Source organism: Mucilaginibacter aquaedulcis (genome assembly GCF_030409325.1).
Lineage (GTDB): Bacteria > Bacteroidota > Bacteroidia > Sphingobacteriales > Sphingobacteriaceae > Mucilaginibacter > Mucilaginibacter aquaedulcis.
In genome coordinates this window covers 386,142-399,593 of record NZ_JAUFPR010000004.1, presented here as the reverse complement: position 1 = coordinate 399,593, position 13,452 = coordinate 386,142, and the positions used below count along the sequence as shown (strand labels likewise).

Annotated in this window: 12 protein-coding genes; 6 read left to right on the top strand and 6 right to left on the bottom strand. The window is 41.3% G+C overall.

Going from position 1 to position 13,452, the window contains the following annotated elements; translation table 11 throughout:
* Positions 1-355 precede the first annotated feature (355 nt).
* The gene (locus QWZ01_RS19980) at positions 356-1,801 is read left to right on the top strand and encodes an arabinose isomerase (RefSeq protein WP_290326417.1); all 1,446 of its coding nucleotides are present in this window, start codon (positions 356-358) and stop codon (positions 1,799-1,801) included.
* 48 nt (positions 1,802-1,849) lie between these two features.
* Positions 1,850-2,914, top strand: a complete 1,065-nt coding sequence (locus QWZ01_RS19975) for a glycoside hydrolase family protein (protein ID WP_290326415.1) — start codon at positions 1,850-1,852, stop codon at positions 2,912-2,914.
* Here the strand turns inward: QWZ01_RS19975 and QWZ01_RS19970 are convergent.
* The 6 genes from QWZ01_RS19970 to QWZ01_RS19945 all read right to left on the bottom strand — a co-directional run bounded on the left by QWZ01_RS19970 (position 2,901) and on the right by QWZ01_RS19945 (position 10,904).
* On the bottom strand, positions 2,901-5,393 hold the full coding sequence (locus QWZ01_RS19970; RefSeq protein WP_290326413.1) for a mechanosensitive ion channel family protein: 2,493 nt from the start codon (positions 5,391-5,393) through the stop codon (positions 2,901-2,903). The two genes, QWZ01_RS19975 and QWZ01_RS19970, sit on opposite strands and share 14 nt — an antisense overlap.
* 131 nt (positions 5,394-5,524) lie before the next feature.
* A complete protein-coding gene (locus QWZ01_RS19965; protein ID WP_290326411.1) occupies positions 5,525-6,196 on the bottom strand; it encodes a MarC family protein in 672 nt (223 codons plus the stop codon).
* Positions 6,197-6,325: 129 nt separating this feature from the next.
* On the bottom strand, positions 6,326-6,811 hold the full coding sequence (locus QWZ01_RS19960) for a hypothetical protein (protein ID WP_290326409.1): 486 nt from the start codon (positions 6,809-6,811) through the stop codon (positions 6,326-6,328).
* Positions 6,812-6,815: 4 nt separating this feature from the next.
* Positions 6,816-7,778: a heme-binding domain-containing protein gene (locus tag QWZ01_RS19955; RefSeq protein ID WP_290326408.1), complete on the bottom strand. Its 963-nt coding sequence runs from the start codon at positions 7,776-7,778 to the stop codon at positions 6,816-6,818.
* 118 nt (positions 7,779-7,896) lie between these two features.
* A complete protein-coding gene (locus QWZ01_RS19950; RefSeq protein ID WP_290326406.1) occupies positions 7,897-10,110 on the bottom strand; it encodes a hybrid sensor histidine kinase/response regulator in 2,214 nt (737 codons plus the stop codon).
* 98 nt (positions 10,111-10,208) lie between these two features.
* On the bottom strand, positions 10,209-10,904 hold the full coding sequence (locus QWZ01_RS19945; RefSeq protein ID WP_290326404.1) for a LytR/AlgR family response regulator transcription factor: 696 nt from the start codon (positions 10,902-10,904) through the stop codon (positions 10,209-10,211).
* A 258-nt stretch (positions 10,905-11,162) separates the two neighbouring features.
* Here QWZ01_RS19945 and QWZ01_RS19940 point away from each other — a divergent pair, with 258 nt between their 5' ends.
* The 4 genes from QWZ01_RS19940 to QWZ01_RS19925 all read left to right on the top strand — a co-directional run bounded on the left by QWZ01_RS19940 (position 11,163) and on the right by QWZ01_RS19925 (position 13,448).
* Complete coding sequence (locus QWZ01_RS19940; protein ID WP_290326403.1) at positions 11,163-11,531, top strand: hypothetical protein; 369 nt, start codon at positions 11,163-11,165, stop codon at positions 11,529-11,531.
* Between the two features lie 83 nt (positions 11,532-11,614).
* The gene (locus QWZ01_RS19935; protein WP_290326401.1) at positions 11,615-12,088 is read left to right on the top strand and encodes a Dps family protein; all 474 of its coding nucleotides are present in this window, start codon (positions 11,615-11,617) and stop codon (positions 12,086-12,088) included.
* Positions 12,089-12,238: 150 nt separating this feature from the next.
* On the top strand, positions 12,239-13,111 hold the full coding sequence (gene fdhD, locus QWZ01_RS19930; protein ID WP_290326398.1) for a formate dehydrogenase accessory sulfurtransferase FdhD: 873 nt from the start codon (positions 12,239-12,241) through the stop codon (positions 13,109-13,111).
* A complete protein-coding gene (locus QWZ01_RS19925; protein ID WP_290326396.1) occupies positions 13,095-13,448 on the top strand; it encodes a DUF7009 family protein in 354 nt (117 codons plus the stop codon). Before fdhD ends, QWZ01_RS19925 begins: the two co-directional genes overlap by 17 nt.
* The last annotated feature ends 4 nt before the right edge of the window (positions 13,449-13,452 follow it).

Genomic DNA, 13,452 nt, shown 5'->3' with positions numbered 1-13,452 from the left:
TTTATTGGCGTACTGGTTTGTAGCCGCCTGGTTTACAATTTATAAAAATATTAAACTTTAAAGTAAAAGTAGATTGAGGCTACGCTTTGTTGTGCCATAATGTCAAAAAACACCAACAAAATATCAAATAGTTTATAGCTGATTATTAGCTGTATTTAAATCAAAAACTACAAATCAAATATCAAAACATACATTGTAAAAAAGGGTTGGCCGGATAACTTTGAACTATCAATAATTAGCCAGTTAATACCAAAATATTTACTTCATATGAACAGCCCTTGCCTTTGTTAACCACAAAGCGCAGTTTAATGTGATGGTCAACCGGCCCGATTTTTTATATCATACTTTAAATAAAATGCTAACAAAAACAACAATAGCACCGGGGCTTAAGGTCGGGCTTTTTGGGATCGGTTTAAACGCTTATTGGGAACAATTTGAAGGATTAGAGAAAAGACTTTCGGGGTACGTTGATGTGGTAGCCGGAAAGCTCCAAACCAACGGTACAGAAGTAGTGAACCTGGGCCTGGTAGATACTCCGCAAAAAGCATTTGAGGCCGGCAATCGCTTCAGAACAGAGGGGGTTGATATTATATTTTTATACGTTACTACCTATGCTTTATCATCAACAGTATTACCTGTGATTAAAAAAGCTAAAGTACCTGTTATTGTGCTTAACCTGGCACCTGAAGCCTCAATTGATTATACCGCTTTTAATAATTTGAAGGATCGTACCGCTATGACAGGGGAGTGGCTGGCTTATTGTTCTGCATGCCCGGTGCCGGAGATAGCTAATATTTTTAAACGTTCAAACATTCCATTTTACCAAATAACAGGCATATTGCATGGCGACGACCATGTTTGGAATGAAGCAACGGAATGGATAGAAGCTGCCAAAGTTGCCAGCCAGATGTATCACAACACGCTTGGCCTTATGGGCAACTATTATTCGGGCATGTTGGATATATATTCAAACCTTGCCCTCCATTGCGCCACATTTGGCGGGCATATAGAAATTATTGAGGTTGATGAGCTATCGGCGATAAGAGCTGATGTATCAGGCGAAGAAGTTAAGCTCAAGGTTGATGAATTTTACAGCAGCTTTGATGTACAGGACGACTGCGAACCGGCAGAGATAAAACGAGCTGCTTTAACTGCCGTTGCCTTAGATAAGCTTGTTCAGAAGCATAATCTGGGTTCATTGGCCTATTATCATAAAGGAACAGGTAATGCCGTCAACGAGGATACCATGAGTTCAGTAATAGTTGGTAATTCGTTGCTTACGGCTGGGGGTATTCCGGTGGCTGGTGAGTATGAAGTGAAAAACGCGCAGGCCATGAAAATTATGGAATGTTTTGGCGCAGGCGGCTCCTTTACCGAGTATTATGCGATGGATTTTACAGATGATGTAGTGTTGATGGGGCATGATGGTCCGTGTCACCCGGCTATTGCCGAAGGTAAGATCAAGGTAAAACCCCTCTTGGTTTATCATGGCAAGGTAGGTAACGGTTTGTCTGTGGAAATGTCTGTTAGCCATGGACCCGTCACTTTGCTATCGGTAGTGGAAACGCCCGACGGTAAGATCATGTTCCTGGTAGCCGAAGCAGAGTCGGTTGCCGGGCCGATACTTGAAATAGGGAACACCAATAGCAGGTACAAATTCCCGATAGGCGCAAGAAACTTTGTGGAAAGCTGGAATGCCCAGGGCCCGGCGCATCATTGTGCTGTTGGCAAGGGACATATTGCATCTAAAATAAAAAAACTGGGCGACCTTTTAGGTCTGCAAACCATCAGGGTTTGTTAACATATCTATATATTTATTGAGCTACGTAGCATATTTATCAAAATTCGCATGAAACAAAAAACAATCATCTTGGCCCTCTTACCATTTTTTATCTGTTGCTTTTCATTAAGATCAAAGGCGCAGCAGTATTTAGACGGCAGGCCCTCCACATCATTACGATTGGAATGCCAGGATGAAGGTGTAGTGTTAAGGCACGGAAATGGGGCTGATAGCTGTGATACGTTTGGAGCAAGAGAAGCGGTTTTGAATAAAGATGGCAATAAGTATTATCTGTTTTATGATGGTGCCGGTAAAGACGGATGGAAAGCCTGCCTAGCCGAAAGTGATGATCTAAAGCAATGGAGTAAAAAAGGCGCTATCCTGGCACTGGGCGACTCCGGTAAAATGGATTCTAAAAGTGCCTCATCTCCATGGATCATTAAAAGCGATGGTATATGGCATATGTTTTATTTAGGAACACCGCACACTTCGCCTGCTCCCGACAGGATTCCGGCATTTCCCTACCTTACTATGAAAGCACAGGCCAAATCAATTGAAGGGCCATGGGTTAAGCAATATGATGTAACGCCATTTGTTGAAAAAGCAAATAGCTTTTACACGGTAACTTCCAGTCCGGGTTTTATTGTTAAAGTAAACGGTGAGTTTTTGCAGTTTTTTAGCGGTGCTTCGCAGGATGCCAACGAAACTAAAAGAACCCTCGGCTTTGCCCGGACTAAAAACCTGAATGGCAGCTGGGATATTGATACTAAACCTTTATTTCCACCAACAGAGCAGGTAGAAAACTCATCTGTGTTTTTTGACGATGCCACCAAAACCTGGTATCTATTTACAAATCATATTGGCATCACCAAAGAAAACGGCGAATACACAGATGCCATATGGGTTTTCTGGACAAAAGATATTTATCACTGGAACGAAAAGAATAAAGCAGTTGTGCTCGATAAATCAAATTGTACATGGGCTAAAGGAGCCATAGGCATGCCAACGGTGATCAAGGTAGGCAATAAGCTGGCCATGTTATATGATGGAGTGGAGGGAAACAGCACCAGTCACATGGGGCGTGATATTGGCCTGGCATGGATGCAGTTGCCATTAAAGATCAGTGGGAATTAGGGCTGTCGTCCTTTTCTTTTTTCTGTGCATTATCAGGCAGTTCTTTTATGTACACATCCTGTTGAGGGAAAGGGATAACAATGTTTTCTCTACTGAAAACCTCATCAATTTTTAAGATAAGGTCGCTTTTAATTATTCTGGCGAGGGAAATATGCTTTGGCCAAAAAATAACTTCTACATCTACCGAGCTTTCATTAAAACCGCATATACCTACATCAAAAGCAGGACTTCGTAAAATCCTGTCGTCAGCATCAAGTATCTCCATAATGAGTGTTTTAACCTTTTTCAGGTCGGTGTTGTAGGCTACCGGAACATTAAAACTTATGCGTTTCAGATGCTGGCCCATTGTCCAGTTTACGAGGTGTTGGTTTAGCAGCTCACCGTTAGGAATCACAATGCAGGAACCATCAGAACTGGTAACAATACTACTTCTGAAACCTATTGACTTCATAGTAGCGGTTTTACCGTTGATTTCTATGAGGTCACCTACGTTTACCGGCCTTTCAAAAGAAAGTATCAGTCCGCTCACGAGGTTGTTGACCAACCCCTGCAGGCCAAGACCCACACCCACACCCAGCGCGCCGAATATCACGGTAATTTTATCAAGCGCGATACCTGCCGCGGCAAAGGCAAAGAAAAGCCCCATGCAAATGATAAAAATGCGGACAAGCAATATATAACTGCCTAAATTGATCTTTTTACCCAGGCTGTTCTTGTCCTGGCTGCTTGAGGGGTCTGAAGTAAAGAATGATGCCAGTTTTGACAGCACCAATGATAAGATCAGGATCAGGAAAAAGACTAAAATACCCCAGATAGAAAAATGGTAGTTACCCACCATCCTGTCGCGGGTAATAAACATATTAAAGGAAATGTAGTATTTGTAAAAGCCGTAAAAGTTTTTGCTCACCAGGTAAAACCAGCCAATAACCAACACCACATAGAAAAAAGGCGGCACCTGGCTGCCGACGCGGTTAAAATTAATGAAGAACAACTTGCGGCTTGGGCCGGTATAAATATCCGAAGCCAGCATCAGCCCCTCGTTAATATGCCTCACCACCCATAAAAATACTATGGCTATTACAATGCCCGAATAACCACTTATAAAAAATGCCTTTGAAAGATTGAATCTGCCAAAGCCATTTAATAGTGTAGCAATGATCTCGCAGGTGAAAACTAAAACAATAAAATAAAGGATCCCTCTTTCTTTTAGTTCTTGCCGGCGTTTACTAAAGAGTATTAACCCTGTATATACCACACCGCCTATTGAAATGAGCGCCGTACATATCCGCTCAATGCGTGTTACCTGCAAGAGCATATTACCCAGGCTTGCCACCACAAAAAATGCGATCATGATGAGCCAAAACCTCATCCAGTAGGCTGTGATGTAAGTTTTGAAAATAAAGGCCAGACAAACGGCAGAAACAAGCCATACCAGGAAGCTGAATAAATAAGGCGGATCTGTAAATATGAATTGAAAAACGGAGAGCGTTAACAGGGTTGCCGATAGTACAGGATGTTGTAAAAGCAGCTGCCCTGCATAATCAGGATTAAGTTTGTTTTCGATCTTATGTTGCTGTTTTAAAGAGTATATAAAGTATGACTCAATGCAGAGGATCAACAATAATATGAGGAGGGTTGTACGATGGTCTTTTAAATAGTAGTTCAATACCATCTTTTCTTTTGCCTGCGAAAATGCTATTACGTCATTAATTGGGCGGGTAAAACCTGTAGATTCCCATAAAAAAGGGAACTCCTTGTAAAAAGCCTTGCCCGATAAGTTATTGCTGTAAATGTCAACATCTTCCTTTAATGAGCGCAGCTCAAAAACCATATAGTCAACCTTTAACTGGAGGGCCTGAGCCTGGGTTAAGGCAATATTCAGGCTGGTATCTACGGGGCCTATCTCTTTTACAACCACCCTTATTTTGTCAAGATATTTTACGATAGCTACAGAGTCAAGGGCAAATTTGTATAAAAGCGAATCGCTGTATAGTGAATCAATATTTACCCTGAAATCAATTAGCTTGTTCGCGTATCTATCAAGAGCAGCTTTTTGCTTACCAACTGTTTCTGAAAGCTCAGATAGTATGGATGATGATACAGAAAGGTTCCTTTCGGTTTGGGTTGTGCCTTTATGAATAAATATGCCATCCTTTACAATATCAACCGATGCCCGTGTTTGTTTCAGAAGATTATTGATAGCTAAAGTATCTATGCCTTCTTTCAGAAAGATTTTAGTTTCCTGATTTACTCTTTTTAAGTTTTCAATAGCCTCACGCTGGTGAATAGTGGCCTTGCCAAGGTTGTATACTTCAATGCTTCGTATAGCCTCATCCCTGCCGCGTTTTTGCATAATGTGGGCAAAATCGGGCTTTTTGATTGGTGTTTTTACAGCTGTGTCAGGTGGAGGGCCGTAGCTATCCTGGGCCGAAACTGTATTAATGAAGAAAAGCAGCAACAGGGTTATATAATATCTCATACCAGGTAATTGGGTATATAAGTACAGGTTGCGCTGTTGTTTTACAGTCGGCTTATGATCAATAATATATAGTTGACTATAATAAAATTACATAAAAAATAGTGCAAAAGAAAGGATAGGGAGATAAGCCCTTATATTTTAAAAAGGCTTTTTAGGCCTGTAACCGCAATTTGCAGGCCTACACAAAATATTAAAAAGGCGGTAACGCGGTTAACTATTTTTTCGCCGTTTGAGCCCAGGTAATCAATAAGGGTTTTGGTATTAAGATAAAATATATAAATAAGCAGGCACATGAATAAGATAGATAGGAGTATAGCACCGGTATTTAAATAGTAATCCTTCATATCGGGCGAGGCGCTGTGGGCGCTTAGCGTAAACAATACTGAGATAGTTCCGGCGCCGGTAGTAACCGGAAACGTGATGGGATAAAATAGCTTATCTTCAATATTGTGATACCATGATAATTCGGTTTGATTTTCTGAATCGGGGATTGAGCTGTCATCCTGCTTATCCGACGAAAGGAACTCCCATCCCATTTTACAGATCATGATACCTCCTGCCAGTTGAACAATGGGAATGGAGATACCAAACAGCTGCAATATCCATTGACCGGCAAATAGCGATACCGTGCAAATACAAAAAGCATAGAAAGTAATCTTGCCAACTGCTTTCCGTTTTTCGGCCGAACTGAGGTGAGCAAAATATGGTGTTATGATAAACGCAGACCCAACAGGGTTAACAACCGGAAATAACGCTATAATGCCTATAAAAAGTAAATGGACAAATGAATGATAAACAGGCATTATAGGCAGCGGGTTTGTTATTAATACATTGATAATTAGATTGAAATATACACAAAACAAAATAGTTGCACAAACCATGAATTAAAGGGTGTGCAACTATCTATATTCCAATTAACACCTGTTACTGGATCAGGGCATTATTGCAGGTTTCTGGCTCAGTATATATTTAATCCTATCCTGGTTATTCAGTGTATCAGAATTCAAGGTAAGGCCTTTGCCCTCATAACGTGCATAACTAACAGCCAATGGTTTTTCAATGGTAGGAGTTGATTTCACCACTTCAACCTGCTGCAGGTTGCCGGGGATATTGGCCCCAAACCAATGCGCGTCGGTTTGTTGTTTCCAGGTAACCAGGGCAAACACCTCGCCGGCTACAATTTGGTTTGTTCCTGCTATGGCAGTTTTTAACGCTAACGGGTTACCATAAAGCGTTGAGGTAGTTCCCTGTTTTTTATTGACGAACGTGGTGATCGCCTTTAAACCCAACTGATCAAAATTAAATGATGACGGCAACGCTGCTTTAGGATTGGTCAGCTCGGCAATTGTTGGGGTGTTTGAGCAGGCATACATGCTTAAAACAATGGCTGCCAGCAATACATATTTTATGCTTTTCATAATTTTAGTGTTTGATAGGTAGGGTGAAAACAAAATCTTCGTTTTTCATTGGGCGGTGGCAGTTCATACACTCGTTAGCAAAAAGCGCTGTTTTTCCGTAAGGCACCATTTTAGGAGTTTTAAAGCGGGCAAATCCCCAGCCCCCGGTTGATGCATATTTTTTATCATCCTTTATCATGTACTCAACCTGTAAAAAAGCACCGGTATGTATAGTGCTATCTTTATCAACTATCTGGGCCCAGGCAACTTTGGCAAATATGGTTCCGTTTGGCCATGGGTGAATATTGTTGTTTTTAACTGCTTTTACAGCAATATCGTTCCCGAAAATTATACGCATGGTATTATTATCAAAGCGTTCGCTGGTGCTAAGAGGTTGCCAGTTTTTATAATCAGGGATGTAGGTGATGCCATTAAGAGCCACCGGTAAATTATCGGGTGATAACTGATTATCCTGCCATTTTTTATACTGTTTATCAGCCGCATTTATCTTGGAGGTATCATTATATACTGACGGTTTCACCGTGCCCAGTAAGTAGTTTTTTAGCGTGGTAAGTTGATTTGCGGATATTTTAGCCGAAGTGTGCACCATTTCGTAATCCTTAAGCGGCATAGCTCCTTCCTGAATCTGGTTAACCGCTTCCCAAAGCTTTGCTTTTTGATCACCTGCAGCCAGGTTACCCCATTCTGAAAAATTCAGAACCTTTCGCCCTTCTTTTATATGTTGAGCCACACGCCAGTTTAACGGCGAAATCTGATCGAACCAGCGGAGTTGCGTTTCGTTGGAGTGGCAATCGTAGCAGGCCTGTTTTAAAATAGTTTTTACTTCGGCCGGAGCTTGCAGATCGCCGGTTACAGGTGGATTTTTGATCTCGGGCCTTATAAACTGGATGATGATGAAAATGATCAGCAGGCACGTGAAAAAAAGTATGGTTCTTTTGCTGAAAAAGGTTTTACGAGGGTTATTCATGGCATTTTTTTGTTAAAAATAATACGGCTAACACTTGCAGAAATTTCTTATTCGGTGAACAGGCAAATACTATCGTTAAATGAATGAACGAAAGCGGTATTACTAATTTAAAGAAATGTTATTGTAATGTTTTATAAAAATGATTTGCCTCATGGATGGCAGCCGCGCAAACAGATTCTAATTCAGTTATTAATGGATCAATATTGGTATTCAGGGTTGAGGCTAACTCCAGCGCATCCAAAATTTGGGTGAGCCGTGGTAGCAGACCCATGATAGCTACACTTGTTTTCATATTGTGTGCTATTCTGCTTACTTCCTGATAGTTTTTTGTATCGAAAGCCGTTTGCAATGCCGACAGATCATCAGGAATACATTCCAGGAACTGACTGGTAACAGTTCGTTCATAATTAATATTACCCTTGCTGATCTCTTTCATATAGCTCAGGTCAATAAATTCGTAATTGCCGGTTTGAGGGGTAACAGCAGGATTATTTTCCTGCGCTGGTTTAGGCGGAATAAACTTATTGATCAGCTTTAAAAGATCATGCTCATTAATGGGTTTGGAAATGTATTCATTCATACCATGGCTCATGCATTTTTCGCGTTCGCCGGCCATTGCATGCGCGGTCATGGCAATAATAGGTATGTTTGATTTTAATGTTGTACGGATATAATTGGTAGCGGTGTACCCATCCATACCCGGCATTTGAATGTCCATCAGTACCAGATCGTACTGTTTGGTTTTTAGTTTGGCTATAGCATCATTGCCGTTGCCAGCAATATCAAAAGTAGCATTCCATTGGGTAAGCAGATGCTTCATTAAGCTTTGGTTCATGGCGTTGTCGTCAACCACCAAAATACTTAACGAGGTATTTATTTTATCCTTATAAAGGTTGGCCTCTGCATATGATTCATTACTGATCTGTTCATCAGCAATAGTATAGGGAATATAAAAATTAAACTCGGTGCCTTTACCGGGCTCGCTATTAACTTCAATATTGCCATCCTGCAGCAATATTAGGTTGCGAACGATAGAGAGCCCAAGCCCGGTGCCGCCATAATTGCGGGTGATAGAATCTTCGGCCTGGTTAAAGCGCTCAAATATGGCGGTAAGTTTTTGCTTATCGATGCCAATACCGGTGTCTGTTATCCTGAAACCCAATTGTATCTTTCCGGCTTTGGTCATTTGGTTATAAACGTCTACCCGTATTTCGCCCCGTTCGCTAAACTTCAAGGCATTGCCAATTAAGTTAACCAGGATCTGCGTTAAGCGGGTGGCATCACCTATTAGGGTGTCGGGCACATCAGCGGCAATTTTGCTGTGGAATTGCAACCCCTTTTCTCTTATCCTTTCGTTAAACAGGGTTTCGATAGAGTGTAGTAAGCCGCTCACGCTGAAAGGCGCGTGAACAATGCGCATCATACCAGCCTCAATTTTTGAAAGGTCAAGTATATCATTAACAACCATCATCAGGTTTTCACCGGCACTTTGAATAGAGCCTACAAACTCGTCAGATTCCGGGTTTAATTGCTGTCGTTTTAATAAGTTGGTAAAGCCCAGAATGGCGCTTAACGGCGTGCGGATCTCGTGGCTCATATTAGCCAGAAAGTTCTCCTTGATCTGCGCAGCTTCCTGGGCCTTTTTTTCTGATACATCCAGCTTAACTATAAGCTGGTTTTGCAGCCGGAACTGGTTAATAATAAATAAACAAAGAATAGCGCCGCTCAATAGCAATACAGTGATCAGGATATTCCGGTACAGCATGGTTTTCTGAACATTTTCCTGAATGTTTGTACTCAGCCTGATCATGAGGTTTTGCCGGCTGTTATAGATCTGGCCGGTAACCTTCATGATCTCGTTGGATATAAGCCTTGCCCGCGGATTGGCGATAAAGCTGGTATCATTCATCTTACCCGTAGCCAAAAACCGGCCCATAAGTATGTTTTTTACCTTAACCTTATCAACCGCCAAAACATTAAGCCTGTCAATATATTGTTTAACCTTTGGGTCGGTGTTATGAATATTGATGGAGTCGAGATAGCTTTTAACCGTTTGTATCTTGCTATCTATACCTTCCAGGTGCGAGGTGTCATTTGTGGCAATAGCGGCTCTGATGCGGCCTTCTACTCCCAGTATATCACGGTCAATTTCGCGCAGGTGATCACTTAACTGCAATTCGCGCAGTAAGTTGGCATTGCCTTTAATAAGTTTTGAAGTGTTTTGGCTTGCATTGTACAGTACAAATATTAAAAGGGAAGTGCCTAATATAAATGCCGCCAGAATGAGATAGTTGAAACGTTTATTAGCCATTACAAAAGATGGTAAAGCCATTGTTGATTGTTAAAGGTGCTAACTACGTTTTAATAAACTATTTCAAATTCGGCAAACGAGGGCAAACTATCGTTGAACAGGTAAAAACCAGCGACTGGCTAAAAAATATTCATCCTGCTGTTTAAAGCTTTTCTGTATGCATCGGCCACGGGTAAAAACTTGCCATCAACAACCAGCCCACCATCCTGTAAGGTATCTATTTTGCTCAGCGCTATAATATATGAACGGTGTACCCTGATAAATTTAGACAGAGGGAGTTTTTCTTCGGCCGCCTTCAGCGTGCCATGAATGACATACACCTTTTGCTGCGTGTGAAACTTAACATAATCGCCCATGGCTTCAGCATATAAAATATCATCTATCCTTAATTTGCGGGTTATGTTGGAGTCTCTCACAAAAATAAACTCCTCGATTGTTACTGGTTCAGCAGTGTTTTTACTTTCAAGAATTTCCCGGGCTTTATTAACTGCTTGTAAAAAGCGTCCGGGAGTAACAGGTTTTACTAAGTAGTCGGCCACGTTTAGCTCAAAGGCTTCAACGGCATATTCCTTTTTTGATGTAGTGAAAATAATTACGGTATCCTTGTTTTTAAGGTTTCTTGTCAGTTCCAGGCCACTCATTTCAGGCATTTCAATATCCAAGAACAGCAGGTCAACATCCATGGTTTGTAAATGGTTGTAGGCATCCATGGCGTTGCAATATTCGCAAACAACGGTTAAATCGGTAACCTGGCTTGCCAGATGACTAAGGGTTGTTCGTGCTATTGCGTTGTCATCTACTATCAGGCTGTTCATATAGGGGTGCTAAGCAAAAAATGAGTTTAGTGCAAATATAGTAAGCAGATGTAATGATCCGTTTTGCACGTAAGTTAAATATAACAAAAAATGCCTTTGCTAAACACGGTTAATCTGCAAAAGCCACCTTTTAACGACTTATTTGGCCCATTCAACGAATTTCAACATCGGTGAAATTTTTACAGCGCTAATTTTAGGGTAATAAACAAAGCCGGGTTTAAGCACTGGTTTATTGAAAACTCTTTAAATATAAATATTATGAAACTGCTGGAATTACCCCCTTATCCTCAAAATAATAGAGCAACCAAAACCGCTCAGTTTAAAGCAAAAGAAAATAAACCGGTTGCCCTGACCATTGTTAAGGACGCGAAAATTGCCGTCGCCAAGACCAAACACAGATGGTTTGCCCAAGATACACCCGAAAACCTGACAGTTAAGGGATCAGTTATACGTGGTGCATTGGTATTTACCATGCCTGTATTATCGGCCATTGACTGGAATTTGGGTACCCACACCATGTATTTTATAGCTCCTGTTATATTTTATCTGGAGGTTACTGCATTTACTATGTATTGCCCTGTAAAAGCCTTGTTTAGTAATTACACTCACCCTTCGAGATATGAATAAATCAGTGTAAATTGCATTGGCAGGCGCATAGATTAAAAAAGATAAAAAAGCTTATTACGAACCATTCACTTATACCAATCAACATGAAAACAAACATTGGAATCACCGAACAGGACAGGCAGGCAGTAGCCAATCAGTTAGCTAAATTATTAGCAGATGAATTTATTCTGTACACCAAAACCAGGAATGCGCACTGGAATATTGAAGGGCCCGATTTTCATTCGATGCATGTGTTTTTTGAAGGCCAGTACGAACAATTGGACGAGCTGATGGATAGCGTTGCCGAACGGATCCGCAAAATTGGTCATTATGCCCCTGGCACATTAAACCAAATGCTACAGCTTACTCATTTAACTGAATACAGCGAACGGAAAAACGACAGCTTTGGCTACCTGAAAGAACTGTTGGAAGATCATGAAAGTATTATCGAATTTTTGAGAGGCAATATAAATGCTTTTGCCAATGATTATCATGACTTGGGTACAAGTGATTACATTACCGGCCTGATGGAAACCCATGAAGGAATGGCCTGGATGATCCGCGCCCACTTCAGATAAAATTAAACCCTCCCCAAAAGAAATTAGCTAAAGATTATCAGTATGAATTGCCAGTAAATGAGTAAATTCATACTGATTTTGTTTTTTTAATGTAACAATCATTTGGCTTAAAAACCAAATATGGGTTCAATGGGTTCAACTTATAAAGGTATGGAAAAGGAGCGCTCAGTATTGCAATTTCCAATAGTAAAAGTAGACGAGCACGATCACACAGCTATTTCAGATGCGCTTGCTATTGAAGAACCATTGGAAATACGGCTTGCCTTCGGCTCAAAGCAGAACCGCACGGTCAAGAATATTTCTGTTACTATGCGCACACCCGGAAATGATGCCGAATTAGCCACAGGTTTTTTGTTCACTGAAGGGATTATCGGTAACCGTAATGATCTGGCCTCTGTAAATCATTGCTTTATTGCCTGTGCAGAAAATAAAGAAAATGTAATTCAGGTTGAACTGAACGAAACATTTACCCCCCAACTACAACAAGCCGACCGTAATTTTTATACCACTTCAAGCTGTGGGGTTTGCGGCAAGGGTTCTATAGCCGCTATTAAAACGGTAAGCCTGTTTCAGCCTGATAAACAGGATCATTGCACCATCAGCCAGGATCTTTTACTCGAGTTACCACATCGCCTGAGACAGCATCAAACTGTTTTTGATGCCACAGGTGGTTTGCACGCATGTGCCCTGTTTTCGCTCAATGGCGAGTTACTGCTGCTGCGCGAAGATGTTGGCCGGCACAACGCGCTTGATAAATTAATAGGTGCCGCGCTTGAAAAAAACTGGCTTCCGCTTAATAAAAGTGTTTTATTGCTGAGTGGCCGGGCCAGCTTTGAGCTCATTCAGAAAGCAACCATGGCCGGCATCACCATTATTGCGGCGGTAGGCGCGCCATCAAGTCTGGCTGTGCAGCTTGCCCTTGAATTTGGAATTACACTGGTTGGCTTTTTACGCCAGCATCGATTTAATATTTATACGCACGTGCACCGTGTTTTAATGGCTCATTATGAAGATAAGAATTAAGGGAGACTCCCTGCGCTACCGGCTCACCAAAAGCGATGTTAACAGCCTTGCAGGAGAGGGGTATATTCAGGAGCAAACCAATTTTTTAAAACAATCGCTTACCTATGCTATTAAAACCAGTGAGGGCAATACACTAAAGGCAGAATATATAAACAATGTGATCACCCTGTTTATTCCGGGAACAATGATCACCGAGTTGGCAAATACCGATAAGGTAGGTTTTGAGGAGAAGGAGGGCCCGATATATCTGCTGGTTGAAAAGGATTTTACCTGTTTGGATAATGTGGATGAAGACCAGAGCGATAATTATCCCAACCCGTTATTACAAAAAAATTAATACA

Excerpts from the sequence above, each read along its gene's own strand:
- QWZ01_RS19980 (WP_290326417.1), top strand. The coding sequence starts at position 356 with ATGCTAACAAAAACAACAATAGCACCGGGGCTTAAGGTCGGGCTTTTT.
- QWZ01_RS19975 (WP_290326415.1), top strand. The coding sequence starts at position 1,850 with ATGAAACAAAAAACAATCATCTTGGCCCTCTTACCATTTTTTATCTGT.
- QWZ01_RS19970 (WP_290326413.1), bottom strand. The coding sequence starts at position 5,393 with ATGAGATATTATATAACCCTGTTGCTGCTTTTCTTCATTAATACAGTT.
- QWZ01_RS19965 (WP_290326411.1), bottom strand. The coding sequence starts at position 6,196 with ATGCCTGTTTATCATTCATTTGTCCATTTACTTTTTATAGGCATTATA.
- QWZ01_RS19960 (WP_290326409.1), bottom strand. The coding sequence starts at position 6,811 with ATGAAAAGCATAAAATATGTATTGCTGGCAGCCATTGTTTTAAGCATG.
- QWZ01_RS19955 (WP_290326408.1), bottom strand. The coding sequence starts at position 7,778 with ATGAATAACCCTCGTAAAACCTTTTTCAGCAAAAGAACCATACTTTTT.
- QWZ01_RS19950 (WP_290326406.1), bottom strand. The coding sequence starts at position 10,110 with ATGGCTTTACCATCTTTTGTAATGGCTAATAAACGTTTCAACTATCTC.
- QWZ01_RS19945 (WP_290326404.1), bottom strand. The coding sequence starts at position 10,904 with ATGAACAGCCTGATAGTAGATGACAACGCAATAGCACGAACAACCCTT.
- QWZ01_RS19940 (WP_290326403.1), top strand. The coding sequence starts at position 11,163 with ATGAAACTGCTGGAATTACCCCCTTATCCTCAAAATAATAGAGCAACC.
- QWZ01_RS19935 (WP_290326401.1), top strand. The coding sequence starts at position 11,615 with ATGAAAACAAACATTGGAATCACCGAACAGGACAGGCAGGCAGTAGCC.
- fdhD (WP_290326398.1), top strand. The coding sequence starts at position 12,239 with ATGGAAAAGGAGCGCTCAGTATTGCAATTTCCAATAGTAAAAGTAGAC.
- QWZ01_RS19925 (WP_290326396.1), top strand. The coding sequence starts at position 13,095 with ATGAAGATAAGAATTAAGGGAGACTCCCTGCGCTACCGGCTCACCAAA.